The sequence below is a fragment of the Frankia sp. QA3 genome (assembly GCF_000262465.1).
Lineage (GTDB): Bacteria > Actinomycetota > Actinomycetes > Frankiales > Frankiaceae > Frankia.
This window is the reverse complement of record NZ_CM001489.1, coordinates 1,388,559-1,413,216: the sequence shown is the minus strand read 5'-3', so window position 1 is coordinate 1,413,216 and position 24,658 is coordinate 1,388,559. Positions and strand designations below refer to the sequence as shown.

Here is a 24,658-nt window from a genome sequence, read left to right as displayed (position 1 = left end):
CGGACGCAACCAGTTGCCCCGCGGCCCCACCGGGGCGATCGCCCAGGCGACGGCGCCGGGGTCGGCTCAGAGGGTGGTGCAGTCGGCCGTCGCGGCGGTGGGGCGGCGCAGGCTTTCCGCGGTCGTGCCGGGCGCGACGGTCGTCACCGTGGCGTCCGTCGGGTCGAACCGGCGGATGAGCACCGGTGCGGTGGTCGAGTCACCGTACCGGTTGAAGCTGACGTAGCCGTTCGCGCCGGCGAGGGCGAGGTTGCCGCACGTGCCGTCCAGGCTCGCCTTGACGTTCGCGCGGAGCTGGCCGGGCGGCGGGGTGTTGAGCTCGGCGGCGCTGATGGCCCGGGCCAGGACCGACATCGCGTCGAAGGCGACGATCGTGTGGCCGGAGATGAGCCGCTGCGGGGTGCCGCGCACCTGCGCCGCCCACTGCGCGGGCACCGCGCCGCCCGTGCCGGTCTGCTCCAGGTAGGACGGCGGGATGTCGCCGGGCTGGGCGAGGCCGAAGTCGGCGAAGTAGAAGCTGTGGCCGCCCATGGCGCCCGCCGCGATCTCCCCCGGGTCGGTCTCCAGCTCCATCGCGTCGTCCCCGGAGATGATCGGCAGAGGGGGGTCCGCCCGCCCGCAGGCGGAGCCGGTCAGCGCCTGCAGCAGGGTGTTCACGCTCGTGGTCCGGCCGGTGTAGACGATCAGGTTCGGCGGCTGCGGGGCGGTGCAGCGCGCGCTGAGGGCGTGGCCGAGCACGCCCAGCACGGTGGGGCCGCCGTCCTCGGCGCTGGCCGCCGCCGCCTGCTCGGCGTCGGGGAACGGCACGTGGACGGCCGGGGCGGCGCGGGGCAGCCGGCGCAGCTCGGCGCTGACGTCCTGGGCCAGGTTGTCGCTGTAATGGTCGGCGTTGGCGGCCTTCGCGTCGTTGACCACGCCGGCGGAGACGATCAACGGTCGGATCGGCTCGTCGCCGCGCCCTTCCCGCTTCATGATCTCCGGGATCGCCCGGACGATGACGCCCGCCTCCCGGCGGTTGGTCGGCCCGACCCGGAAGTACCAGTCGAACGCGCGGCGCGTGTGCCCGGGCGGCCCGACGGGCCGGGTGAAGCCGTCGTCGGAGGCGGTGGACGACACGATGGGGATGTGGGTGGTGCCGCTGAGCAGCGCCACCGCCCGCCGGGCGGCCGCGGTGCTCTGGAACAGGCCCAGGACCCCGGCGAGGCCCGGATCGGCGCGGGCCACCGCGTCGATGCGTTCGGCGACGGTGAGCGCGCCGCCCGAGTGCCAGCCGACGTTGGCGACCAGCAGCCGGATCCGGGACCGGGAGCGGGCGCCCGGGGCGTCCGCGGCGGCGTTGATCGCCGCCTGCGCGAGCCGCGCCCCGAGCAGTTCGTTGAGGCCCCCCTGCCCGACGGTCGTCGGCGAGTCGGCCTGCCCGCCGCCCGGCCGGGAGTGCAGCCCGGTCAGCGGGGCCGCGACCACCACCGTGTACACCCCGCCCTTGCCGGCGAGCGCGGCGTTCTGCCGGCCGATCGTGGTCAGCAGCGCGACGAGGTCGGGAGAGGTGGAGTCGAAGGTGTACGCGCCGTCACTGAACCCGATGCACTGCCCGTCGTGGGAGCCCACCCAGGTCGCCGCGGCCGGCAGCGCCGTCACCGGGTCGGGTGACTGGCAGGCGCCCGACGATCCCGGCCACCCCACCCCGGCGCCGAGGACCACCCCGGCGGCGACGGCGCAGGCGAGGACCGCCGCACCGATCACGTAACGCAGCCGGCGCCGGCGTCGGGCGCCGGCTGCCATCGGGACGGCGCCCGACACCGCGGCGGCGGCCTCGGGCTTGCGGCCGGTCGCACCGGAGCCCGCGTCGCCGGGCTGTGCCACCGGCTGTGCCACCAGGTCGTCCGGTCCGGACGCGGAGCCGGCCGGGTCGGTGGCGGCTTCGGTGGTCGGGCCGGTCGGGTGGGTCGGATCGGGGGGCCGCAAGGGCTGCCCACCGTTGCCGGAGGCGACGGCCGGCTTCGGCCCGCCCGGCTCGGCGACCAGCGCGGCATCGACCTCACCGCTGTGACGCAGCTGGGTCAGCGCGAGCGTGACCTGCGCTTCCAGGCTGTCGGCGGTGCGGAAGGTACCGACGGTCACGCCGGCGGAACGCAGCCGTTCCCGGAATGCCTCGACCAGCTCGAGATTGCGGTCGGTGAGACTGCGCGGAATCGGGGTGTCCTCGTGCAGCAGGAACACCAGCCGAGGAATCCCGCTCTCGACCGCCGTGAGGAACTCCAGCTCCGTGTAGGAGACCGCCGTCCGACTCGGCGGGCCGGCCGGCGAGCCGGTCCACCCGGACGGATCTCCCGCAGGCAGGGCGGTTCCGGACTTGCGGGCCACCGCGGTGCCGTCGCCGTGCAGGCCGCCGGTCACCAGCGAGCCGTACCGGAAGCCGATGACCCCGATGTACACGTCGCACCTGCGGACCTGCTCCTGGCAATAGGACGCCGGCAGCCTGCTGACCGCGGTGAAGTCCTCCATGGAAATGGCGATGTGCCCACTGCGGCGCACGGCGTCCGCCGCCGCCCGCACGAAGGCCCGGTCAGCCGGGTACCTGTTCATGTCCGACGTGTGACTGACAAAGACCCGCAGCCCGGCGCGCACCCCATTCCCCCGTACGTCGTGGCAAGTACCTGACCGGACAGTACCGAATTCCGTCCGCTACCCGGCGGTCCTGACGGAGCCCTGACCGACCAGGGGAGGCGGCGGCGGTGCGCCCGGGATTCGCAAGGCCGCCGATCAGGGCTGGGGACGGCCCGGGGGTTCGTCGCGTAGAACCGCCAGTCGGCGGTCCAGCAGGTACTGCGGGTAGGTGAGAAGCAGCCAGAGGCTGAACCCCGGCGGGTAGATGCCGCCGAGGCGGTGGCGTCGTTCCAGGGCGTCGGCCAGGGCCCGAGCACCGACCACGGCCGCCGCGTGGCGATCGGCCTGCCGTTCACCGACGATCTGGCACCAGGTCTGAGCGAAGAATCCGCCCAGGAACGACACCAGGGTGATCAGGGCGGCCGCCATCCAGTTCTCGGCGAGCCGCCCGAAGCCGAGGGCCAGGCCGGACCAGGCCATGAGACCGACCGGGATCCTGACCTGACAGACGCGCGACCTGGCGCGCCCGAGTTGATGGGCGACGACCGCGTCGAGCTCCGCCGGACTGAGTACCGTCACGCCCTCGGCGAGGACCAGGTGCACCCGGTTCGGCACGAGGCTGTAGGCACCGACGCCGAGGAATTCGCCACGCCGCGCAGGCCACAGCCGGACGTCACGGACGGGCGCCCCCATCGCGGCGCCCAGGGCGACGAGCCGGCCGCGGCGCAGCTCGGGGCAGGGCACCGTGGACACCCGGACCAGTAGGGGCACGAGGAGCAGGCCCACGACGAGCTGATGCACGGCGTATCCGAGCACAGCGCCGAGCTGCGGGGGGACCTCGTGGGCGTCGGCGAGCAGCCATCCGGCGACTGCGGCCGGGAGGGCGAGGTAGGTCAGCGCCGCGGATGCATAGCGGGCCGAGTCCGGCATGTCGAATTTCGGCCGAGCCTGGTCGGCCTCGGCCCGGCGGCGTCGGCGCCTGGGTACGGGGGTCAGTGGTCCAGGCAGGTCCGGTTCCACACCGGGGACCGCCACCGGGGCTCTCCTTTCGACCTGGCGCGCGGCCACGCGCCGGAGGCCGGCCACCCGTGCGGGCGCCGGCTGCCATCCGGGGCTCGGCCCGGCCTCCCGGACACGGGGTTCACCGTGTCCGGGCCCCGCCGAAAAGTGACTGTATCGACAGGTTCCTCCGGGGGATCCTTCGGGATCACCACGACAGAGGCAGCGGACGGTCCGGTGTCCGGCGACCCCGCCGACCACCCGACGGTGAAGGTCCGACCGAGAGCCGGGGAAATTTGCATCGAAAATCGATATGGTTCGCCCGTGGACCCCTCGCGCGCGGCCGGTCGACTGGACCTGGACGAGCTGACCACCGCGATCGAGGACTTCAACTCGATCTTCATCCGGCTCCCGTCGGTTCGCCGGCTCACCTTCTCGACTCTGTCGGTGCTGCACACGCTGGCCCGCCGCGGGCCGCTGCGCCTGACCGACCTGACGGCGACGGAGCCGCTGGGACAGCCGGCGCTCACCAGCCTCGTCGCGAGGCTGGAGCGCGACGGGCTGGTGTCCCGCCGCCGGGATCCGAACGACGGGCGCGCGGTCCTGCTGTCCCTGACCGAGAAGGGCCGGCAGATCGTCGACGCCCGCCACGCCGACCGGGTAGCGAACCTGGCGCGACTGGTCGACCGGTTGGACGACCAGGAACGCGACACGCTCGCCGCGGCGGTGGGCGTCCTGACGCGGCTGACCGAGATCGCGACGTCCGACGGGGCCGCGGGCCCCGCACCGCGGCGCCGGCCGGAGCCAAAACGTCCGTGACGCGACGGCCGGCGTACCAGCGCAGCCGGCACGCACCACGGCGGCCACCACACCACGGCGGCCAGCACACCACGGCGGCCACCACGCCCGCCGTTACCGCAACCGGCCCGCCCGACGGCCAGGAGGACACCACCCGTGTCGACCCGATCGTTCCCGCTCGCGCAGACCCCGATCCACGTGCCCGACGAGGTGCTCGACGACCTGCGCCGCCGGCTGATGGCGACCCGCTGGCCGCTCGACGCCGGCAACGACGACGGCTTCTACGGCGTGCGCCGTTCCTACCTGCGGGAACTCGTGGCGTACTGGGCGGACGGCTTCGACTGGCGCGCCGCCGAGCGGGCCATCAACGCCTACGAGCACTACCGGGTGCGGGTCGGCGGGGTGCCGGTCCACTTCATGCGCCGGCCCGGCGTCGGTCCGGATCCGGTGCCGCTGATCCTCAGCCACGGCTGGCCGTGGACGTTCTGGCACTGGTCGAAGGTCGTCGACCCGCTCGCCGACCCGGCCGCGTACGGGGCCGATCCGGCGGAGGCGTTCGACGTGATCGTGCCCTCGCTGCCCGGCTTCGGGTTCTCGACGCCCCTGGCGGATCGGCCCGACATGAACTTCTGGAAGATGGCCGACGTCTGGCACGAGCTGATGACCACGGTCCTCGGGTACGAGCGGTACGCCGCCGCCGGCTGCGACGTCGGCGCGCTGGTGACCGGGCAGCTCGGGCACCGCTACGCCGGCGAGCTCGTCGGGATCCACATCGGCTCCGCGCAGAAGCTCACCCTGTTCGACGGCGACCGCGCCTGGGACGTCACCGGCGGCCGGCCCATCCCCGACGGGCTCGCCCCGGCCCTGCACGACCGGGTGATCGAGTTGGAGCGGCGCTTCGCCGTCCATCTCGCCGCGCACATGCTCGCCCCGTCGACGCTCGGCTACGGCCTGGCAGACTCCCCGGCCGGCATGCTCGCCTGGATCCTGGAACGCTGGGCGGCCTGGTCCGACTGCGGCGGGGACGTCGAGACCGTGTTCTCCCGGGATGACCTGCTGACCCACGCGACGATCTACTGGGCCGGCGCCTCGATCGACACGTCGATCCGCACCTACGCCAACAACAACCGCCATCCGTGGACCCCCTCGCACGACCGCCGGCCGGCCGTCGAGGCACCGACCGGTATCACCTTCGTCGGCTACGAGAATCCCCCCGGCGTGACGACGAGCGAGGCCCGGGTGCGGAACTTCCTCGAAAGCGACCGCGCCGCCTGGTACAACCACGTCAATGTCACCGCGCACGACCGCGGCGGGCATTTCATTCCGTGGGAGATCCCCGAGGAATGGGTCGCCGACCTGCGCCGCACCTTCCGCGGCCGGCGCTAGGCCGACGCGGCCGTCGTTCTGGCCAGCGCCGGCGAGTCGGTCGCCCGGCAACGTGACCAGGTCATGGATGTGCGACAGCAGTCACTCGAATACTCGTGCGATCGTTGCTCAGGGCGATGGGACGTGTAAGGATCGGACACCACGACTCAGGCGGGGGAAAGACGACAGGGGTGACGCTGGTCTTCGCAGTCGACGGCCCACCGCGACCGCGGTGCCCGAGGCTTCCGACGCCGCTGTTCGTCAAAGGGTGGGTTCGACTCTGAAAGAGGTCCGGAACATGGCCTGGGACGACAGCGAACGGCGATACGGCCGGCCGGCCGGGCGCCGGCCCGAACGCTACCGCGATGACCAGGACCACAGACGCGACGATCGATCGGTCTCACCCGATCGCCACGCTCACCCCGAAGGTCACCGCGGCGACCGGGAGCACGCGCGGGACTATCGACCAGCCCCTTACGACCGCCACGGTCACCGTCCCGCGCCAGCCAACGAGGCGGTCGCCTCGCCGGGCGCTGCTCAATGGGCCGCCCCGGGCACCGCACGCTTCCAGTACAAGGTTGTGGAGCTGCGGGAGGGCCTGATCGGGGGCAAGATGTCCGGCGGCAAACTGGAACAGATCCTCAACAGCCACGCGCAACAGGGGTGGCAGCTCAAGGCCATCACGGCGGCGGACGTCAAAGGACGCCTCGGGCCGGGCGGTGTCGAGGGCATCCTGGTCACCTTCGAACGGCCACTCGGATAGGCGGGTTTCCGGACTTCGGCTTCCCACCGCGCGCTGTCTTCTCCCGCGCTGGATGGGCGAGCGTCTGTCAGGCTGCCCCGACCGGACCCGGTTGCGCGGGGGCGGCCCCGGGGCGGGCAAACGGGCCGGGCCGGTACTTCTGGCGGCGGGTGGCCTGGGTGCGCAGGGACTCGTCGAACAGGACGCGACGATGACGTCCCTGCCGTTTGGCGGCGTACATGGCGATGTCGGCGGCGTGCAGGATCTCGCGGGGATCGGTCAGCCCCGGGCCGGACACGGCCACGCCGACGCTGGAGGTGACCTGCGGGCCGCCCCCCGGCGAGCACACGGCGGTGGTCTCGACGATGCGGTCGGCGATTCCCACGACGGCCTCCAACGAGGTGATCCCCGCGCAGAGCACGGCGAACTCGTCACCGGCGAGCCGGGCGACGGTGTCGCCGGGGCGGACCGCCCGCCGCAGCCGCGCCGCCACGTCGCGCAGCACCCAGTCCCCCGCCTGGTGGCCCGCCGAGTCGTTGACCGCCTTGAAACCGTCGAGATCCACGAAGAGCAGCCCGACCCGGTCCTGCCACCCGCCGGCCTCCGCCCGCGCGAGGGCCAGCCCGAGCCGGTCGAGGAACGACACCCGGTTGGGCAGGCCGGTGAGCCCGTCACGCAGCGCCCGGCGGCGGGCGCGCGCCTCCCGCGCCCGGGCCGCCTCGTAGCCACGGGCCGACACGACGGCGGTCGAGATCTGACCGGCGACGAGGGCGACGAAGTCGCGGTAGGGGCCGTCGAGCGCGAGCCGGTCGCTCACGCCGGCCAGGAGCAGGCCGATCGGTTGGCCGTCACGGCCGTTCGCGAACGGCACGGCCAGCGCCGCGCTCGACGGCGGCGAGGCGTCGGCAGGTACCACCCGGCACCGCGACGCCAGCCGGTCCACGACCTGGACATGACCCGCTGTCAGCACCCGCGTCGCCTCGGGCACGGGACCCCCCGGCGCGAGCGCGGCGAACAGGTCCGCGGCCGCGCGCTCGTCGGCCAGGCCCGACCATCCCATGAGCCGCGGCGGCGAGCGTGGCCGCCGCTGGTCCCGCAGCAGGATGAGGCAGTAGGGAAGGTCATCCGGCCAGCGGCCCGCCACCGCGGCGGCGCGGGCGCACACCGAGCGCTGGTCGCCGCGGTGCGAGGCGATGGCGGCGAGATCGCGCAGACAGCCGAGACGGCGGGTGTCGATCATCTGCCGGGTCGTCTCCTGCGCGGTCGTCAGCGCGCCGACGACCTGCCCGCCGCGTTCGGCGTCGCGCACCGGGCCGAAGGAGAACGTGAAGTAGGTCTCCTCCAGGTAGCCGTGCCGAAGCATCAGCAGCCGCTGGTCCTGTGACCAGGTGGCGCCGCCGCCGGACATCACCTGGTCGAGCAGCGGCCGCATGAAGTCCCAGATCTCGGGCCAGACCTCCCGGAACGGCCGGCCGAGGGCGCCCGGATGCTTACGGCCCAGGATGGGGATGGTGGCATCGTTGTAGAGGTAGGCCAGCTCCGAACCCCAGGTGATCACCATGGAGAAACGGGACTCCAGGCACAGGCCGACGCAGGTGCGCAGGCTGGTGCTCCACGTCTCGGGCGGGCCGAGAGAGGTGGACCCCCAGTCCTTGGCCGCCATGAGCCGGCCCATCTCCCCGCCGGAGGCGAACGCCGCGCCCAGCCCGCTGTCATGCTCCGTGATGGCGATCGCCCCGCTCACGCCGCCGCCGTCCCACGGGTGGTTCGCCCCGTGGCGGCTCGCTCGCATCCTCGTCCTCGCGGCCGTTCGCCTACTCCCCTCGCCCACCGATCCCGTATGCGACAGTCAGGCCCGCCCCCGGCGGGCGGGCCGCGCCCCGTCACCGGCTACGCCTAGGTCCCGATTGCCCGAACTTTCCCCATCTCCTGGACCCTCCCCCGATATTGCCGTCGCCCGCGGCGGCAAACCCCGCCCGGCCCGGCCTGGAGCCCGCTCCACAGCCCCGGCCGACCGCGCGGCGCGGAGGCGGGAGGTGGCAGGCGAACCCCGGAGAACGTCGACCGGGTCGACGTCAGTTGCTGCCAGGCACCCCATGTCCCGCAACGGCTTTGGCAGGTAGCGGAACCGGCCGCGAGCCCCGGCCGCGCATAGTCTGGCAGGTGGCCGCCCGGGTGGCGCCGTCCGATCGGACGCTGCGCATCGCCGCCACCTGCTGGAACGGTGTGGGTCTGGGCACGGGGGGATCTATGGGTGCTGTCACGATGCTGCCGAAAGGCGCGAACGTCGGCGTGCCCACCGGGACGGTCCGGGCGGTGGTGCGGTCCGGCTCGGCCCTGCCGCTCGACGTCTGCGCGGTCCTCCTGACCGGTGCCGGATCGGTCCGCTCGGACGACGACTTCGTCTTCTTCAACCAGCCGCGGCATCGCTGCGGGGCCGTCGGCGTCGCGGCCGACGAGGGCGGCGGGACGCTGACCGTGGCGCTCGCGGCGATCGAGCCGGACATCACCTCGGTGGTGCTCGCCGGTTCCGTCGACGACGGCACGTTCGCCGGCCTCGGCGGCCTGCTGATCCAGGTCGTCGACGACGCGGGTGGACTGGTCGCGGGGTTCCGCCCGGACTCGACCGAGCCGGTCACCACGATGGTCTTCGGTGAGCTGTACCGACGCGGGGCCGGCTGGAAGTTCCGGGCCGTCGGCCAGGGTTGGAGCAGCGGGCTCGCGGGACTCGCCCGCAGCTACGGGATCTCCGTCGAGGAGCCCGACGAGCCCGACGAGCCCGACGAGCCCGGGGAGCGGCCGGACCAGCGATCCGAGCCGCGGACGGCGCCGTCCGGATCGCCGGCGCCGGCGCCGGTCTCACGCCGGGAGCCGGCTCCCCCGGTTCCCCTCCAGGCGCCGGTTCCCGACCCGGGACCTGCGCGGCCCGCGGACTGGTATCCCGACCCGGACGCGGCCGGCCGGTTGCGCTGGTGGGACGGCATGGCCTGGACGACGCACAGCCGGCCTCCGATGGTCGACACCGCGACGGCGTGCGGGCGCTGCGGGGCTCAGAAACGCCGCCGCCCGTTCGCCGGCCGCCCGGTGCCCTGCGCCTCCTGCGACGAGGAGATCCGCCGCCTGCTGTGGGACTGGCAGCACAAGGTCACGCAGGTGGTGGGCGCCACGCCCGGCACCCCCGGCGCGCCCGGACCGGCGGCCCTGGCGGCGCTGTGGGCCGAGCTGCGGTTCCACGCCGTGCCGCGGGCCGCGGGCGAGGCGGTCTACCGCTCGGTGGGGCTCGGCCATCTCCAGCGGGTCGTGACCTTTGCCTTCGGCGACGGGGTCATCGAGGACAGCGAGGTCGCGTTCTTCGAGAACGAGGTGCGCCGGCTGGGCCTGCACGATCCGGCCGTCGAGGAGATGCGCCGATGGCTGCGCCGTGGGCTGGAGCTCTCCCGCATCCGGGGCGGCCAGCTTCCACGGGTGCATTCCACCACGCTGCACCTCGATCTCGACGAGTTCGTCCACCTGGACGTGGCCACGGTCCAGGTCCGCCAGCTCGCCAGCGGTCCTCGCGAGACGCCGGGACGGCTCGTCGCGAGCAGCCGCAAGCTGCGCTTCCTCGGCCGGACCGGCGGTGGCAACGAGATCGCCTGGCAGAAGATCGTCGAGGTGACGGCGGGTCACGGCCGCGTCGACATCGCCGCGACGACGAGCCGGGGCGGCGGTAGGTACCAGGTCGACGATCCGGAGTATGTCGCCGCGGTGCTGTCCGGCGCGCTGCGGGTCGCCCGGCGTCTGGTGATCGCCCCCGGGGCCCGCGACAGCAGGGCCATCCCGCAGGCGGTGAAGGCCGAGGTCTGGCAGCGCGACGGCGGTGCCTGCGTCCAGTGCCAGGCTACCGAATACCTGGAATTCGACCACGTCATCCCGCACAGCCGCGGCGGCGCGACGAGCGTGAACAACCTCCAGCTGCTGTGCCGGCGCTGCAACCAGGAAAAGGGCGCCCGGATCTGAGCGGCCGTTGGCCTCTCGGTGGTCAGGACCCAGGGGTGTCGTGGGGCTGGATGCGGCGACCGAGGCGGCGGGTCATCGCCCCCGTGGATGAACGGCGCGGCCGGGCGGGCGGGCGGCGTCAGCGCATCATCAGGGTGCCGCCGTCGACCGGGAAGATCTGGCCGGTCATGAAGCGGGCGCCGTCGCTGGCGAGAAAGGCGAGGACCGGGACGAAGTCGCGCTGGACGTCGCCGAGCTTCCCGCCGATCGGGATCTGCCGCTGGAGGTCGGCGTCGTGCGCGGCGAGCTGCTCGGCGGTCATCGAGGCGCGGGTCCGCTCGTACATCGGCGTCCTGATCGCCGGGGCGATCGCGTTCACGGTGATGCCCTGCTTGGCCCATTCGACGGCGACGGTGCGGGTCCAGGCGACGACGGCGCCCTTGCTCGCGGCGTAGGCGGCCTTGTTCGGGTAGCCGAGCACGCCGGCGGCGGAGGCGAAGTTGATGATCTGGCCGCCGTGCTCGCGCAGGTGGGTGAACGCGGCCTGGTTGGTGAGCAGGGTGCCGGTGGCGTTGACGGCGAGGATCTTGTTCCAGTGGTCGAGGGAGAGCTCGGCTGCCGGCGCGGCGGGCGCGATGCCGGCGGCGTGGATGAGGACGTCCAGGCCGCCGAGATGGGCGACGGCCTTCGCCAGGGCGGTGTCGACCGAGTCCTTGTCGGTGACGTCGCAGGGCACGAAGCGGGCGCCGGCGTCGGCGGCGATCCGCTCGCCGACCTCGGCGGTGATGTCGAGCGAAACGACCTCCGCGCCGAGGCCGGGCAGGGCCTGCACGAGCCCCGCGCCCATGCCGCTGGCCCCGCCCGTGATCACGATGCGCCGCGCGTCAAGCCTTACCGCTGCCATGAAGCCGCCTCCCGCGTCCGTCCAAACCGTCGCCCGGTCACGCGGCCGCCTGGTCCGACGCACAGCCCGGCCAGCGACACATCCCGGACGTTTCATCCGGACGCTACTCCGTGCACCGATACGCCCGCACCCCTCGGCCGCCCTCGGCGCACCTGACGACCGCCTCCCGGACGTGGCGGATCAGCGGCCCTCGTGCCTGCCTGCGGCCAGGTGGGCGAAGTAGTGGGCGAACATCTTGGTGCCGCCGGCGGCCTGGTTCCAGTCGTAGTGCTCGTTCGGCGCGTGATAACCGTGGCTGGGCAGGCTGAGGCCGAGCAGGATCACGGGAGCCTTCAGGTAGCGGTCCATGGTGAGCACCGAGCCGATCGAGCCGCCCTCGCGGACGAACGCGGGGGTGACGCCGAAGGCGTACTCGACGGCGGCGCGGGCGGCGTCGGCGTGCGGGCCGGTGCGGGGGCCGAGGTAGGCGGGCAGGGCGGCTTCGAGTTCGACGCGGGCGTCGGGGTGGCGGCGCTCGATGAAGTCGCGGACGAGCTCGAACACGGCGTGCGGGTCCTGGTGGGGGACGATGCGGCAACTGAGCTTCACGCCGGCGTGCGGCGGGATGATGGTCTTCACCCCCGGGCCGGTGTAGCCGCCGGTGAAGCCGTGCACCTCGAACGTCGGTTCGGCCATGATCCGCGCGAGGACGGAGCGGAGGTCGGTGGTGCGCATCGAGGTCAGGCCGTGCGTCGCCATGAAGGTGGCGACGTCGAAGCCGGACGCGACGAAGCTGTCGATCTCGGCGTCGGTCACCGCCGTGACGGCGTCGGCGAAGCCGGGGATGAGGACACGCCCGGTCGCGGGGTCGAGGCATTCGGCGACGATCTGGGCGAGTTCGGCCAGCGGGTTGCGGGCCGGGCCGCCGGTGAGGCCGGAGTGGGTGTCGGCGGTGCCGGTCTGCAGGGTCACCTCGAAGGTGACCAGGCCGCGCAGGCCGTAGTCGATGGCGGGCCGGTCGGCGGCGATCCAGACCGAGTCGGAGACGAGGACGGAGTCGGTGGCCAGGCGCGGCAGCTCCTGGCGGACGAAGGCCTCGAAGTTGGGGCTGCCGATCTCCTCCTCCAGTTCCCAGACGAAGGCGATGTTGACCGGCAGCTCACGGGCGATGGCGTACTGGGCTGCCTGCAGCGCGGTGAGGGCGGGGCCCTTGTCGTCGGTGCTGCCGCGACCGACGTAGCGGTCCCCGGAGATGGTCAGGCGGAACGGCTCGCTGTCCCACTGCGCGGGGTCGGCGGGCTGGACGTCGAGATGGTTGTAGATCGTGACGGTGGGGCAGTCGGAACCGGCGATGTGCTCGGCGTGGACGACGGGATTGCCGGGAGTCGGCACGATCCGGGCGGCCAGCCCGGCGTCCGTCAGCAGCGTCGCGGCAAGGTCGGCCGTGCGCCCGATGTCGGGCTGGTGGGCGGGATCGGCGCTGACTCCGGGAATCCCGACGAGACGGGTGAGCCGGTCGGTGAACTCGGGGCGGCGGGCGGCGAGGTAGTCGTCGAGCTGAGCGAGAGGGTCGGCCACGACGGGATCGTACGGACACCGCGGCGATGCGCCGGGCCACATACGGGTTGATGGCCGTGGGCGGGGCACGGGAACAGGATGCGTGTCGCCATCGTCGGAGCATCCGGCAACATCGGTTTTCATCTGGTCCGCGAGCTGGAGGCCGACCGGCGGGTCGAGGAGATCGTCGCGATCGCCCGCCGGCCGCCGCCCGGTCCGCAGCCGGGCAAGGTCCGCTGGCTGGCGCTCGACGTGTCCCGCCCCGGGGCCTTCGGCGAGCTGGAGAAGGCGTTCCGCGGCTGCGCGTCGGTCGTCCACCTGGCCTGGCTGATCCAGCCCGAGCGGGCGACGGTCGTCACGGAGGCGACGAACGTCGCCGGGAGTGAACGCGTGTTCGCGGCGGCGCTGGCCACCGGGGTGCCGGCGCTCGTGCACGCGTCGTCGGTCGGCGCCTACCGCCCCCGGGGGAAGGATCAGCCGGTCGACGAGAACTGGCCGACCACCGGCATCGAGACGTCGCCGTACAGCGTCCAGAAGGTCACCGTGGAACGCCTGCTGGACAGCCTCGAAGCCGATCATCCGGGAATCCGGGTGTCCCGGCTGCGCCCGGCGATCGTGCTGTCCGCCTCCGCGGCGCAGTCCCAGGCTCGCTACTTCCTCGGCCCGCTGGCGCCCCCCGGCCTGCTGCGCCGCCTCGGCGCCGGTGCGGGTCGGCTGCCGGTCGTCCCCGCCGTGCGCGGCCTGACGTTCCAGGTCGTGCACTCCAGCGATGCCGCCGCCGCGTTCGCGGCCGCCGCCACCAGCGGGGATGCCCGCGGCGCCTACAACATCGCCGTCGACCCGCCGGTCACCCCGGACACGCTGCCCGCGATGCTCGGCGGGCGCGCCGTCCCGCTGCCGCCGGCGCTCGTGCGCGCGTCGGTCAGCGTCGCCTACCGGGCCCGGCTGGCTCCGGTCAGCCCCGGCTGGATCGACCTCGCGCGAGGCGTGCCGATCATGGATACCGGTCGGGCTCGCCGGGAGCTGGGCTGGCTCCCCTGCATCGACACCACTGCCGTCCTGCGCGACTGGCTCGTCGGTGCCGGCACGGGCCGGGGTGCGGAAACGCCGGTGCTGCGAGGCGCCGCGGGCTGGCTCGATCACGCCCGCGGCGCCCGCCGGGCCCTGTCCGGCCGCAGCGGCGGCAGGATCTGAGACCCACCGGCGGCCCCTGAAGACCCACCGGCGAGCCCTGAAGACCCACCGGCGAGCCCTGAGACCCACCGGCGACCGCGGCCCCGCCACCGGCCCGGGACCGGGCCGCCGGCGCCGGGTGGATCCGAGGTCTACCTGCGGCGCAGTGCGTCCCTGGTCCGGTCCACCAGCGACGCGAACGGGCCGACCGCCCACTGGGCGAGTGGGGAGCCCACCGTGCCCGGGTGGGGGTGCGTCGGCGCCAGGCTCTCGACCGCGCGCAGCTGCCGGCCGAGCTTGCGCCGCTCGTGCTCGCTGGTGACCGCCTGCACCGCCGGGAACTCCTCGCGCTCCTCGCGCTCGGCGTGATCGGACACCGCCCGCTCGAACTCCACGATCTGCCGCTCGAACTCCGGGCTGGTCACGTCCATCTTCTCCAGCCCCGCGAGGACATGGGCCGCCTGCTCCTCCTCGTGGTTGCGGGCCTTCACGACATCCGGGCCGGCCGAGCGGCGCGACACCGGCCGCAGGACCATCTCCTCGGCCGTCTCGTGCACGGCGATCAGCGCCCGCAGCTCGTCGAACGCCTTCTTGCGGTGCTCGCCACGCTCCTCGCTGATCTCCGCGAACAGATCGCGGATGCGTGCATGCTGCGCCAGCAGAAGTCCCACAATGTCGTCTTCGGGCAGCTTCGCGGCCTCCGCGCGCTCCCGCTCCGCCAGTTTGCTCGCCATGCCACGTCTCCGTTTCGTTCCGGAATGAGCCGACCGTTTTCGTCCGGGATGAGCCCTGGACACCGAGGTGGCCGCCGGACGGTGACCACCGCGGCCGGGCCCGTCTCGGGCCGACGGGTGAGCGCTACCCGATCCGGCGGGCACAACACGCCCTGGCGCCGACGGCCGCCCGGCGCACAGGCGTCTCGGCTGAGCCTCTCCGTCCGGGTCCCCACTGGCCGCGCTCCGACACCTCCGTCAGATCCTCCCGATCCGATCGGCGCCGCGACGAACGGCAACTCCCCTTGCACTGCTCCCAAAAATGTGACGTACTTGTCAGAAGATCGGGACTTCTGCACCTAACGGAGTGGCCGTCGTCCCCGAGGAGGATCACATGCTGCCCGCCAACGCCCAGATCATCTCAGTAGATGATCACGTGATCGAGCACCCGCGCGTCTGGCTCGATCGCATGCCCGCGAAATACCAGGACGCCTGCCCGCGCATCGAGCGCGCCGAGGACGGCAACGACTGGTGGATCTACGAGGGCCGCCGGGCCGGAAACTTCGCCCTCAACGCCGTCGCCGGCAAGAGCCCGAAGGACTACGGTCTGGACCCCCGCAGCTACGACGACATGTTACCGGGCTGCTACCGCATCGCCGACCGGCTGCGCGACATGGACGAGGAGGGTGTCCACGCACAGCTGTGCTTCCCCAACTTCGCCGGCTTCGCCGGCAGCGTGCTCGCCGCCTCGCAGGACCTGGCACTCGCCACCGAGACCGTGCGGGCGTACAACGACTTCATCCTCGACGAGTGGTGCGCCGCCGCTCCCGACCGGCAGATACCGCTGGTCATGGTGCCCTACTGGGACGTCGAGGCCGCCGCCGCGGAGATCCGGCGGACCGCCGCCAAGGGCGCGCGCAGCGTCACCTTCCCCGAGCTGCCCGACCGCCTCGGCCTGCCGTCCTGGCACACCACCCACTGGGACCCGGTGCTCGCCGCCGCCAGCGAGGCCGGCCTGCCAATCTGCCTGCACTTCGGCTCCGGCGGGTCACCGCAGTCCTCCCCCGAGGCGGCCACGACCAACTTCACCGTCGCCATCTCGCTGTTCGGCCTGAACTCCATGTCGGCGATGGCCGAACTGCTGCTCTCCCCCGTCTTCCACCGGTTCCCCCAGGTCAAGATCGCGCTGTCCGAGGGTGGCATCGGCTGGATGCCGTACATGCTCGAGCGCATCGACTACGTGTGGGAGCGCCACCGCTGGTACAACGACGTGAACACCGAGGTGCGGCCCAGCGAGCTGTTCCGCGACCACGTCTACGGCTGCTTCATCGTCGACGAGGCCGGCGTGGAGGCGCGCCACCGCATCGGCGTCGACAACATCATGTTCGAGAGCGACTACCCGCACTCCGACAGCAACTGGCCCAACACCCGCAAGCTGCTCGCCGAGGCGCTGATCGACGTCCCCGACGACGAGGCCCTGCGGATGGTCGAGACCAACGCGCGGACGCTCTACAACTTCCCCCGCACCTCCTGACGTTTCCCGCTGCCAGTTCACCCTGACAGGTCACCTTCACCCTGACAGGTCACGCTGGCAGTTCACCCCGCTCGGGCCGGTGGCACCGGACATGGTCCGCGGCCACCGGCCCGACGGCACGCGCATCGCACTCCCTGCGCGCACCGCCCTCCCTGCGCGCACCGCCCTCCCTGCGCGCATCGCACTCCCTGCGCGCATCGCTTTCGGCGCTTTCCGGGAACCGGCGGGTCGACAACTGGCACCAATGCCCGCTCCGCTGCGTGGGACCGGCCACAGTGGGGCCGTTGTCCGCCCGCTGGCCTCACGGGAAAGTCCTGGCTGCGGCCCTGACGTCGGCGGCGTGAAGGACGTCCCACCTCGGCGGGCCGGGGGCCGGACGTATCCAGGATGTCTGTCCGCGCGGCGAGGGACATCGGCTTGCGACATTCGCGTCGGCGACGGCAACGCGCGCACCGTGCCCCGGTGAACGCACGCCGCCGGCTCGGCCGCCGATTCCTCCCGCGCGGTTCGCGGCACCTGGAGAAAAGGCGAACCGATGAGCGAGAAGATGTTCTCCACGCAGGAGATCAGGGACTTTGTCGACGAGTTCCGGGCCAACGGCGGCCGGCCCGCGGGCAAGTACGAGGGATTCACGCTGCTGCTGCTGACCAGCGGCCAGGAGGCCGACGGGACGCCGCACGTGAGCCCGCTGAACTTCTACGCCGACGCCGACCGGTACTTCGTCTACGCCGTCAACCCCGGCGTCGACGAGCACCCTCGCTGGCTGCACGACCTGCGCGCGGACCCGCAGGCCACCATCGAGGTCGAGGGCCGGAGGCTGCAGGTCACGGCCACGGAGGTGCACGGCGCGAAACGCGACGAGATGTACGCCCGCCAGGCCGCCCGCTACCCGCAGTTCACCGAGCATCAGGCGGCCGTGACCCGCCTCATCCCCGTCGTCGAGCTCGTGCCCAACGCCGGCTCCTGATCATCCCGGCGTATCCCCAACCCGCGCGCCGGGGCATGTACCCGGCCGCGGGCCGCTACCCGCCGGTCGAACATCATCTTGATCACAACCAAGTATGCACGTCAGAGGTTCGTGGCAAGCAGGACGGCGCCGACGACGAGCACGACCAGCGACAGCGCGTAGCGGGCGACGAACTGCCAGCTGCGGGCGGTGCGCCCGGATGCCGCGGCGATCGAGCGCAGCTCGACGTACGGTCCGGGCGCGCGCAGGAACCAGCCGGTGACCAGCACCTCTTCGTCCACGAAGTCGTCGGCTCCGGTCAGTCCGAAGAGGGTCCGCGCGCCGGGGAACGGCTGGTGGTAGACGATCGGCACGATGCCGCTGTCGTCGGCGAGGACGAAGTCCGGGGAGGCGACGTAGCCGCCCCGCCCGATGATCCGGCCCCGCAGGCTGACGGGCACGGCGCCGACCGGTCCGGCGTCGAGGCGTTCGAGCAGGCTCGCGGCCTCGTCCACGGGCTCGGGCGCGCCCAGCGGGCTGCGCAGCGCCGCGCGGACGACCAGCAGCAGGCCGGCGGCGACCAGCGCCGCGACGGTCCGCAGGCCGCCGACGCCCGGGTCGTGGCGGGCGACGGTGAGGGCGCCGAGCAGGCACGCCCAGCCGCCGAGGTGGATGGGGAGCTCCACCAGGAACCGCCCGCGCGCCGCCGCCCGCTCCCCCGGCCGCGCCGCCGCGGCCGCGCGCACCGCCCGCCAGCGCGTCGGGGCGCCCGGCAGGCCGCTGCGTTCGAGGGCGGCGCTGCGGTGCACGACGAGCGGATGGGTGGCGAACAGCTCGTGCCAGCGGGCCCACGGGCTGGTGTTCTCCCAGCGCATCGCCGCGGCCACCCGCTCGGGCGGCAGCCCCGGGCCGAGCAGCCCGGCGGCGGGCAGGCCACCCGGACCGGCGATCCCGAGGGCGCCGGTCGAAGGTGAACGCGTTCGGTTCGCCGTCGTCGACGATGCCGAGCCGGACCAGGGGCAGGCCGGCCGCCTGGCACTGCCGCGCGACGATCGCGGCCACCGGCTCGTCGCTGCGGTAACCGTCCGCCGTGCGGGCAAGCTCCGTCGCCGGGACGAGCCAGGCGATGACCCGCGGCGCGACCAGGTACTGGACGGCGGCCACGGCCACCCCGACGGCCACCGCCGCGGTGAAGGGCACCGGGGACAGTGCCGCCACCAACCAGCAGGCGAGGACCAGGACGCCACCCAGAACGCAGAGCGCCGCCAGCAGCCGGCGCCGAACATGACCTTGCACGAGAATTCCCCCACCAATCCCCGAGAACGGCCGGACAGCCGAAATGGCTCCCAATACTAGAACGTCGGGAAGAACCGGAGCAGCCCGTTTAGTCCGCGCAGTGCCGGCGTGGTGGCGGGCGGGCGGCGAGGGTGTCGCTCTCACACGCTCCTCACACGCCCTGCTCGGTTTCGTCACCGCGCTCTGGCTGCAGTTTCGGTCACGGCGCCATCAGGCGCCGGTCTACTGGTTCGCCGTGGTGATGCTGGCCGTCTTCGGCACCCTGGCCGCCGACGGCCCGCCACGCGGCCACGTCGGCTCGACGGTCTTCTAACGCCGTCGTCCTGCCGCCACCGTCGTGATCGTCGCTCTCGTCGGCTACGTCGCCATCACCCGCCGCGGCATCCAACGCCGCGAGATCCCACCCCAGGTCATCGCGCAGCCGATTCGCCAGCACACCCCGCAGGACCGCGCCTTCTGGTGGTACGGCCCCACGGACCGCCCGCCCACCCGGGACGCGACGCTCACACGGCCTTCACATCGTCGTCCCGGCAGGGTGGGTGGCGGCGGGTCGGCGAACAGGGTGCCGTCCTCCCGCTGCCGTTGTGTCGCCGCCCGGGTGAGAGGGATCTGTCGTGTCCAGCGAGGTCGCGCTGAATATTCTCGATCCGTCGTCGATCGTGTCATCCGTCGGACTGCTCGGCCTGATGGTCGTCATCTTCGCGGAGACGGGCCTGTTCGTGGGATTCTTTCTGCCGGGCGATTCCCTGCTGTTTCTCGCCGGGGCGATCTCCGCGAGCGACGCGGCGGCGTCCGGACCCCACCTGCACCTGCCCACGGTCCTGCTGGGAGTCTCCGTCGCGGCCAGCGCCGGCGCGCAGACCGGATATCTGATCGGCCGGCGGGGCGGGCCGCGGCTGTTCGACCGGCCGAACTCCCGTTTCTTCCGGCAGGAGTACGTCGAGCAGGCCCGCGGGGTCCTGGACAAGTACGGGTTCGGGAAGGCCGTCGTCCTGGCGCGGTTCGTGCCGGTGGTCCGGACGTTCATGAATCCGCTGGCCGGCGTCGTCAGGATGCCGGTCCGGGTGTTCACGACGTTCAACCTGATCGGTGGGCTGTTGTGGGCCGTCGGGGTGACGCTGCTCGGCTACGCCCTCGGCCAGACCATCCCCATCGAGCGCTACATGATTCCGACGTCCCTCGCGATCGTGGTGCTCTCGGCCATACCGGTGCTGCGCGAGTACCGCGCCCACCGCCGGGCGGGCACCGGGCGGCCGCCGGCCGCGCCCACATCGTCCTCGCCCGAACAATGACGCCCTCCCCCGACTGAAGGCGGGGGATTCCAACTCCTACACAGCCGGAAACGGGCCAGACACCCATTCTGCGGAAAGGACATCCACCAGTGAACGAGGTAGGGCGGCGTTTCCTTCCCGGCCTGAAGGCCGGAGCATCCATGCCGAGACCATGGTGAGCGCGATCAGCGTCGGACAGGCCACCCTCCTCGGCATCGTCGAGGGGCTGACCGAGTTCCTCCCGATCTCCTCCACCGGCCACCTGAAGATCACCGAGGGGCTGCTGGGCATCGAGGTGGACGACAAGGCCGTCGTCGGCTTCACCGCCGTCATCCAGGTCGGCGCGATCGCGGCCGTCCTCGTCTACTTCTTCGCCGACATCCGCCGCTTCGCCACCGCCTGGGGCCGCGGCCTGGCCGACCCGGCGGCCCGCCAGAACCACGACTACACGTTCACCTGGTGGGTCATCTACGCGACGATCCCCGTCGTCGGCGTCGGACTGGCCGCCAAATCCCTCATCGACGGGCCGCTCGCCTCGCTGTGGGTCGTCGCCGCCTCCCTGGTGGCCGGCAGCGCGCTGATGTGGTTCGCCGACCAGTACGGCCGGCACAAGCGCGGCGAGGACGACATCGCCCTGCCCGACGCCATGGTCGTCGGCACGTCGCAGATCCTCGCCCTGCTCTTCCCGGGCTTCTCCCGATCCGGCGCGACGATCTCCACCGGCCTCATCCGCGACCTCGACCGGGTCGCCGCCACCCGGCTGTCGTTCTTCCTGTCCATCCCGGCGCTGACCGGCGCCGGACTGTATGAGCTGAAGGACGCCGTCGGCGGCGGCGTGTCGGTCCTGCCCCTCGCGGTGGGCACGCTGGTCTCCTTCGCCGTCGCGTACGCCTCCATCGCCTGGCTGCTCAAGTACGTCGCCCGGCACAACTTCAACGCCTTCATCGTCTACCGAATCGCCGTCGCCGTCGCCCTCGCCGGACTGCTCGCCACCGGCGCAATCAACTCCTGACCGCTTTCTGCTACGCTCCCAGCCGGCGCGCCGGGTGCGACGCCGGGTACGATCGGTCACGTATTCCCGCGGTGCACACATTGCTCCTGCTGCCGACCCGGGTGAGGCGACGTGACCGAATTTGGCTCCAATGTCGAACGCATGCGTTCCTTTGTCGAGCGGGTGCAGGTTCAGGGCAGAGCCGACCTCATCGGGGAATTCATTCACGCCGACTTCCGCAATCACACGGCGGGCCCGACGCAGAGCCCCGACCGGGACGGTGTGCGCACGCTCACCGAGGCTCTGCACGCGGCATTCTCCGACCTCCAGGTCGAGCTCCTGCACTGCATCGGCGAGGGTGACCTCGTCTCTACCCACAAGATGTTCCGGGGCCGGCACACCGGCGAGTGGTTCGGCGTGCCAGCCTCCGGCAATCCGGTCGAGTTCGCCGTGATGGATCTCGTCCGTTACCGGGACGGGCTGATGTTCGAGCACTGGGCCGTCGTCGACGCGCTGACGCTGCTGCGACAGACCGGCATGCTCGAGTGATTCCCACCCGGCCGCCGGCGGCCGGGACCGCCCACCTCTCGCCCACGGCGATGGGCGGGCCGAACCATACCCGAACCACGCTGACATCTGGGCATGACACAACTTCGGGGGCTCGGTCGCGGAGCACCGTAATGGCCGATCCGCCATCATCCCCCCGGCGGCCACAGGGCCGACGAGGTCATTTCTACATGACGTAGAAGGTGGGCCGCGCAACAATCCACGCCCCACAGTCAACCCAAGGTGATTATCGCCACGATCCAAGCGTCGAAAGGCGGTGGAAAATCGGTCGCAGAGGCCGGCCACAGCGCGGATGCGGACTCCGGGAATACACCGGAGCCGACCCAGAGCGAAGTAGGTGAGCGGAGACGGATCGTGACCACCGACGGCGCCCGAACCGGGCCTGCCGGCGAACCGGACCAGCTCGGGCCGGACCGCACGCTGCCACGGCATCCTCCGTCTGACCCTGCCCGGTGTCCGCCCGGACGCCGTCCGGCAGTAACCGCGGCGCAGCCCATGCCACAGCCCCAAGCCGTGAAACAGCCCCAAGCCGTGAAACAGCCCCAAGCCGTGAAACAGCCCCAAGCATGACGCAGCCCCACGCATGACGCAGCCCCAAGCCGTGTGTCGCAGTCCCGGGACAGGAGGCGGCCCCGGGTCAGGACGCGCCGGCGCTTTCCCAGGCCGCGCTCCGCTTCCCGAGCCGCGATCCACCGGGGCCGGCCGACCACCGGCGCCCCGGCGCGGCCCGGCCGCCGCTGCGGTTCCGGCCGGGGATCGCCTCGGACGGCACCACCGCGGCATGCCACCGCGCGGGCCCCGCAAGCCCGTGCGCCTCGACCGCCGGGTGGCCGGCCTGGTCCCCGCCGGGCAGCGGCGCGACCGGCTTGTCACCGTCCGCGACGCCCGGCCCGATCGGTCCAGGTACCGCAGGCCCGGCAGTGCGAGGCCAGGCGCGACGAGGCCCGCCAGCCGCGACGCGGGGAGCTCGGGGCGGCCGATGCGGGGCAGGGCCGCTCGGGGCAGGGCGGCTCGGGGCAGGCCGGCTTGGGCAGGCAGCCCCCCATTCCACCACCGAGTCCCGAAGGTGGGCCATGACCGTCCTCGACGACAGCACCGCACCCGGCCTCGTCGGGCCACCGAACTCCCACGGCCCGCGCCGTGACCCCGCGCCGTTACTGCCCGACCCCGAGCCGGTGCGCATCCTCGGCACGCCGGCGGCGAAGACGTTCGACGCCGAGCTGCAGCGCGACCTGTACCGCCGGCTGGTCCTCGGCCGCCGCTTCAACCAGCAGGCCACGACGCTGACCCGGCAGGGCCGGCTCGCCGTGTATCCGGCGTCCACCGGCCAGGAGGCCTGCCAGATCACCGCGGCGATGGTGCTGCGGGAGCCGGACTGGCTGTTCCCGAGCTACCGCGACACCCTCGCGGTGGTGGCCCGGGGCGTGCGGCCGCTGGACGCGCTGACGCTGATGCGCGGGCACGCCCACAGCGGCTATGACCCCTACGAGCACCGGATCGCGCCGCTGTCGACGCCGCTGGCCACCCAGGCGCCCCACGCGGTGGGCCTGGCCCACGCCGCCCGCCTGCGCGCGGCGGCGGATCCCGAGACGGCCGAGGACCTGGTCGCGCTCGCCCTGGTCGGCGACGGCGGCACCAGCGAGGGCGACTTCCACGAGGCGCTGAACTTCGCCGGGGTGCTGGGCGCGCCCGTGGTGTTCCTGGTCCAGAACAACGGCTACGCGATCTCCGTCCCGCTGGCCAGCCAGTCCGCGGCGCCGACGCTCGCCCACAAGGCGGTGGGCTACGGCATCGCCGGCCGCCTGGTCGACGGCAACGACGCGCTGGCGATGCACAGCGTGCTGTCCGCAGCGGTCGAGCACGCCCGGTCGGGACGCGGCCCGGTGCTCGTCGAGGCGATCACCTACCGGCTCGACGCGCATACCAACGCCGACGACGCGACCCGCTACCGCAGCGCGGCCGAGGTCGCCGCCTGGCGGGCCCGCGACCCGTTGACGCTGTTGGAGGGGCATCTGCGCGCCGCCGGGCTGCTCGACGACGCGGGGGTGGCCGCCGCCGCGCAGGCAGCCGAGGACCTCGCCACCGAGATACGCGCCCAGTTCGACAACCCGCCGGATCCCGATCCGGACTCCCTGTTCGCCCACGTCTACGCCGAGCCGACCAGCCAGCTGCGCGAGCAGGCCGCGGAGCTCGCGGCGCGCCTCGACGCGGATGCCGACGCCGCCACCGCCGCCGAGGACGAGGCCCGATGAGCACGACCATGGTGGCGGCCCTCAACGCGGCGCTGCGCGACTCGCTGCGCGAGGACGCCAGCGTCCACGTCCTCGGCGAGGACGTCGGCACCCTCGGCGGCGTGTTCCGGGTCACCGACGGGCTGGCCGCCGAGTTCGGGGCGCAGCGCTGCCTGGACACCCCGCTGGCCGAGGCGGGCATCCTCGGCACCGCCGTCGGCATGGCCATGTACGGACTGCGGCCGGTCGTGGAGATGCAGTTCGACGCCTTCGCCTACCCGGCGTTCGAGCAGGTCGTCTCGCACGTGGCGAAGATGCGCAACCGCACGGCCGGGCGGATGGGCCTGCCGATCACCATCCGCGTGCCGTACGGCGGCGGCGTCGGCGGCGTCGAGCACCACAGCGACTCCAGCGAGGCGTACTACGCGCACACCCCCGGCCTGCACGTCGTCACCCCCGCCACGGTCGCCGACAGCTACGGGCTGCTGCGTTCGGCCATCGCCTCGGACGACCCCGTGGTCTTCCTGGAACCGAAGCGGCTCTACTGGTCGGCGGCGGACTTCTCGCCGGCCGACGTCTCGACGGCCGTGGTGGCGCCGATCGGCCGGGCGATGGTGCGCCGGCCGGGCACCTCGGCGACCCTGCTGACCTACGGCCCGTCGCTGCCCGTCTGCCTGGAGGCGGCGCAGGCCGCACGGTCGGAGGGCTGGGATCTCGCGGTCGTCGACCTGCGCTCGCTGGTGCCGTTCGACGACGAGACGGTCTGCGCGGCGGTGCGCGCAACGGGCCGCGCCGTCGTCGTCCACGAGGCCGCGGGCTTCGCCGGCGTCGGCGCGGAGATCGCCGCCCGGGTCACCGAGCGGTGCTTCCACCATCTTGCCGCCCCCGTGCTTCGGGTCACCGGCTACGACATCCCCTACCCGCCGCCCATGCTCGAGAAGCACCATCTGCCCAGCGTCGACCGCATCCTCGACGCCGTCGCCCGACTCCAGTGGGAGCAGTGAGCC

The 24,658-nt window shown here is 72.9% G+C and carries 21 protein-coding genes; 14 read left to right on the top strand and 7 right to left on the bottom strand.

The genetic code is table 11. The features are described from left to right. Positions 1-66: 66 nt before the first annotated feature. Both FRAQA3DRAFT_RS05615 and FRAQA3DRAFT_RS05610 read right to left on the bottom strand, forming a co-directional pair. Positions 67-2,586, bottom strand: coding sequence for a DUF4062 domain-containing protein (locus tag FRAQA3DRAFT_RS05615; RefSeq protein WP_232291931.1), 2,520 nt, complete (start codon positions 2,584-2,586; stop codon positions 67-69). Positions 2,587-2,763: 177 nt separating this feature from the next. Continuing rightward, complete coding sequence (locus FRAQA3DRAFT_RS05610; RefSeq protein ID WP_009738093.1) at positions 2,764-3,642, bottom strand: hypothetical protein; 879 nt, start codon at positions 3,640-3,642, stop codon at positions 2,764-2,766. Positions 3,643-3,930: 288 nt separating this feature from the next. Between FRAQA3DRAFT_RS05610 and FRAQA3DRAFT_RS36740 the strand changes: the two genes are divergently transcribed. The 3 genes from FRAQA3DRAFT_RS36740 (at position 3,931) to FRAQA3DRAFT_RS38425 (ending at position 6,532) form a co-directional block, all read left to right on the top strand. Then, on the top strand, positions 3,931-4,425 hold the full coding sequence (locus tag FRAQA3DRAFT_RS36740; RefSeq protein WP_051054167.1) for a MarR family winged helix-turn-helix transcriptional regulator: 495 nt from the start codon (positions 3,931-3,933) through the stop codon (positions 4,423-4,425). 135 nt (positions 4,426-4,560) lie between these two features. Then, positions 4,561-5,790 carry an epoxide hydrolase family protein gene (locus FRAQA3DRAFT_RS05600; protein WP_009738091.1) on the top strand — a complete coding sequence of 410 codons (1,230 nt, stop codon included), beginning with the start codon at positions 4,561-4,563 and terminating at the stop codon, positions 5,788-5,790. 592 nt (positions 5,791-6,382) lie between these two features. Beyond that, positions 6,383-6,532 carry a DUF4177 domain-containing protein gene (locus FRAQA3DRAFT_RS38425; RefSeq protein ID WP_369809441.1) on the top strand — a complete coding sequence of 50 codons (150 nt, stop codon included), beginning with the start codon at positions 6,383-6,385 and terminating at the stop codon, positions 6,530-6,532. 67 nt (positions 6,533-6,599) lie between these two features. Here the strand turns inward: FRAQA3DRAFT_RS38425 and FRAQA3DRAFT_RS05590 are convergent, their stop codons facing one another. After that, entirely contained in the window at positions 6,600-8,303 is a 1,704-nt protein-coding gene (locus FRAQA3DRAFT_RS05590) for a sensor domain-containing diguanylate cyclase (RefSeq protein WP_009738089.1), read from the bottom strand. A gap of 458 nt (positions 8,304-8,761) precedes the next feature. On the opposite strand from FRAQA3DRAFT_RS05590, the gene FRAQA3DRAFT_RS05585 reads away from it, so the two are divergent. Beyond that, a complete protein-coding gene (locus FRAQA3DRAFT_RS05585) occupies positions 8,762-10,510 on the top strand; it encodes a TerD family protein (RefSeq protein WP_035920608.1) in 1,749 nt (582 codons plus the stop codon). Positions 10,511-10,628: 118 nt separating this feature from the next. Here FRAQA3DRAFT_RS05585 and FRAQA3DRAFT_RS05580 read toward each other — a convergent pair whose 3' ends face one another. Beyond that, positions 10,629-11,393: an SDR family NAD(P)-dependent oxidoreductase gene (locus tag FRAQA3DRAFT_RS05580; RefSeq protein WP_009738087.1), complete on the bottom strand. Its 765-nt coding sequence runs from the start codon at positions 11,391-11,393 to the stop codon at positions 10,629-10,631. A 180-nt stretch (positions 11,394-11,573) separates the two neighbouring features. Continuing rightward, the gene (locus tag FRAQA3DRAFT_RS05575) at positions 11,574-12,950 is read right to left on the bottom strand and encodes a M20/M25/M40 family metallo-hydrolase (protein WP_035920606.1); all 1,377 of its coding nucleotides are present in this window, start codon (positions 12,948-12,950) and stop codon (positions 11,574-11,576) included. Between the two features lie 78 nt (positions 12,951-13,028). On the opposite strand from FRAQA3DRAFT_RS05575, the gene FRAQA3DRAFT_RS05570 reads away from it, so the two are divergent. Further along, entirely contained in the window at positions 13,029-14,123 is a 1,095-nt protein-coding gene (locus tag FRAQA3DRAFT_RS05570) for an NAD-dependent epimerase/dehydratase family protein (protein ID WP_009738085.1), read from the top strand. Positions 14,124-14,254: 131 nt separating this feature from the next. On the opposite strand, the gene FRAQA3DRAFT_RS05565 is transcribed toward FRAQA3DRAFT_RS05570, so the two are convergent. Further along, entirely contained in the window at positions 14,255-14,836 is a 582-nt protein-coding gene (locus tag FRAQA3DRAFT_RS05565) for a hemerythrin domain-containing protein (protein WP_009738084.1), read from the bottom strand. Between the two features lie 373 nt (positions 14,837-15,209). Between FRAQA3DRAFT_RS05565 and FRAQA3DRAFT_RS05560 the strand changes: the two genes are divergently transcribed. Both FRAQA3DRAFT_RS05560 and FRAQA3DRAFT_RS05555 read left to right on the top strand, forming a co-directional pair. After that, on the top strand, positions 15,210-16,349 hold the full coding sequence (locus tag FRAQA3DRAFT_RS05560) for an amidohydrolase family protein (RefSeq protein WP_009738083.1): 1,140 nt from the start codon (positions 15,210-15,212) through the stop codon (positions 16,347-16,349). A 535-nt stretch (positions 16,350-16,884) separates the two neighbouring features. After that, positions 16,885-17,316: a nitroreductase/quinone reductase family protein gene (locus FRAQA3DRAFT_RS05555; protein ID WP_009738082.1), complete on the top strand. Its 432-nt coding sequence runs from the start codon at positions 16,885-16,887 to the stop codon at positions 17,314-17,316. Positions 17,317-17,417: 101 nt separating this feature from the next. Here FRAQA3DRAFT_RS05555 and FRAQA3DRAFT_RS36730 read toward each other — a convergent pair whose 3' ends face one another. Then, positions 17,418-18,170 (bottom strand): hypothetical protein, encoded by a 753-nt coding sequence (locus FRAQA3DRAFT_RS36730; protein ID WP_232291930.1) that lies wholly within the window; start codon positions 18,168-18,170, stop codon positions 17,418-17,420. A gap of 251 nt (positions 18,171-18,421) precedes the next feature. Here FRAQA3DRAFT_RS36730 and FRAQA3DRAFT_RS36725 point away from each other — a divergent pair, with 251 nt between their 5' ends. The 7 genes from FRAQA3DRAFT_RS36725 (at position 18,422) to FRAQA3DRAFT_RS05520 (ending at position 24,655) form a co-directional block, all read left to right on the top strand. After that, positions 18,422-18,583 (top strand): hypothetical protein, encoded by a 162-nt coding sequence (locus FRAQA3DRAFT_RS36725; RefSeq protein ID WP_232291929.1) that lies wholly within the window; start codon positions 18,422-18,424, stop codon positions 18,581-18,583. Between the two features lie 108 nt (positions 18,584-18,691). Beyond that, the gene (locus FRAQA3DRAFT_RS05545) at positions 18,692-18,904 is read left to right on the top strand and encodes a hypothetical protein (RefSeq protein ID WP_035920604.1); all 213 of its coding nucleotides are present in this window, start codon (positions 18,692-18,694) and stop codon (positions 18,902-18,904) included. Between the two features lie 301 nt (positions 18,905-19,205). Beyond that, entirely contained in the window at positions 19,206-19,883 is a 678-nt protein-coding gene (locus tag FRAQA3DRAFT_RS05540; protein WP_009738080.1) for a DedA family protein, read from the top strand. A gap of 154 nt (positions 19,884-20,037) precedes the next feature. Continuing rightward, positions 20,038-20,874 carry an undecaprenyl-diphosphate phosphatase gene (locus FRAQA3DRAFT_RS05535; protein ID WP_009738079.1) on the top strand — a complete coding sequence of 279 codons (837 nt, stop codon included), beginning with the start codon at positions 20,038-20,040 and terminating at the stop codon, positions 20,872-20,874. A 141-nt stretch (positions 20,875-21,015) separates the two neighbouring features. After that, positions 21,016-21,402 (top strand): ester cyclase, encoded by a 387-nt coding sequence (locus FRAQA3DRAFT_RS05530; RefSeq protein ID WP_157467116.1) that lies wholly within the window; start codon positions 21,016-21,018, stop codon positions 21,400-21,402. A gap of 1,091 nt (positions 21,403-22,493) precedes the next feature. Then, complete coding sequence (locus FRAQA3DRAFT_RS05525; RefSeq protein ID WP_009738077.1) at positions 22,494-23,672, top strand: thiamine pyrophosphate-dependent enzyme; 1,179 nt, start codon at positions 22,494-22,496, stop codon at positions 23,670-23,672. Continuing rightward, the gene (locus tag FRAQA3DRAFT_RS05520) at positions 23,669-24,655 is read left to right on the top strand and encodes an alpha-ketoacid dehydrogenase subunit beta (protein ID WP_009738076.1); all 987 of its coding nucleotides are present in this window, start codon (positions 23,669-23,671) and stop codon (positions 24,653-24,655) included. Before FRAQA3DRAFT_RS05525 ends, FRAQA3DRAFT_RS05520 begins: the two co-directional genes overlap by 4 nt. Positions 24,656-24,658: the final 3 nt, after the last annotated feature.

Coding starts and splice junctions, on each gene's coding strand:
- FRAQA3DRAFT_RS05615 (WP_232291931.1), bottom strand. CDS start 2,586: ATGAACAGGTACCCGGCTGACCGGGCCTTCGTGCGGGCGGCGGCGGAC.
- FRAQA3DRAFT_RS38425 (WP_369809441.1), top strand. CDS start 6,383: ATGTCCGGCGGCAAACTGGAACAGATCCTCAACAGCCACGCGCAACAG.
- FRAQA3DRAFT_RS05590 (WP_009738089.1), bottom strand. CDS start 8,303: ATGCGAGCGAGCCGCCACGGGGCGAACCACCCGTGGGACGGCGGCGGC.
- FRAQA3DRAFT_RS05585 (WP_035920608.1), top strand. CDS start 8,762: ATGGGTGCTGTCACGATGCTGCCGAAAGGCGCGAACGTCGGCGTGCCC.
- FRAQA3DRAFT_RS05580 (WP_009738087.1), bottom strand. CDS start 11,393: ATGGCAGCGGTAAGGCTTGACGCGCGGCGCATCGTGATCACGGGCGGG.
- FRAQA3DRAFT_RS05570 (WP_009738085.1), top strand. CDS start 13,029: ATGCGTGTCGCCATCGTCGGAGCATCCGGCAACATCGGTTTTCATCTG.
- FRAQA3DRAFT_RS05565 (WP_009738084.1), bottom strand. CDS start 14,836: ATGGCGAGCAAACTGGCGGAGCGGGAGCGCGCGGAGGCCGCGAAGCTG.
- FRAQA3DRAFT_RS05560 (WP_009738083.1), top strand. CDS start 15,210: ATGCTGCCCGCCAACGCCCAGATCATCTCAGTAGATGATCACGTGATC.
- FRAQA3DRAFT_RS05555 (WP_009738082.1), top strand. CDS start 16,885: ATGAGCGAGAAGATGTTCTCCACGCAGGAGATCAGGGACTTTGTCGAC.
- FRAQA3DRAFT_RS36730 (WP_232291930.1), bottom strand. CDS start 18,170: ATGCGCTGGGAGAACACCAGCCCGTGGGCCCGCTGGCACGAGCTGTTC.
- FRAQA3DRAFT_RS36725 (WP_232291929.1), top strand. CDS start 18,422: ATGACCCGCGGCGCGACCAGGTACTGGACGGCGGCCACGGCCACCCCG.
- FRAQA3DRAFT_RS05530 (WP_157467116.1), top strand. CDS start 21,016: ATGCGTTCCTTTGTCGAGCGGGTGCAGGTTCAGGGCAGAGCCGACCTC.
- FRAQA3DRAFT_RS05525 (WP_009738077.1), top strand. CDS start 22,494: ATGACCGTCCTCGACGACAGCACCGCACCCGGCCTCGTCGGGCCACCG.
- FRAQA3DRAFT_RS05520 (WP_009738076.1), top strand. CDS start 23,669: ATGAGCACGACCATGGTGGCGGCCCTCAACGCGGCGCTGCGCGACTCG.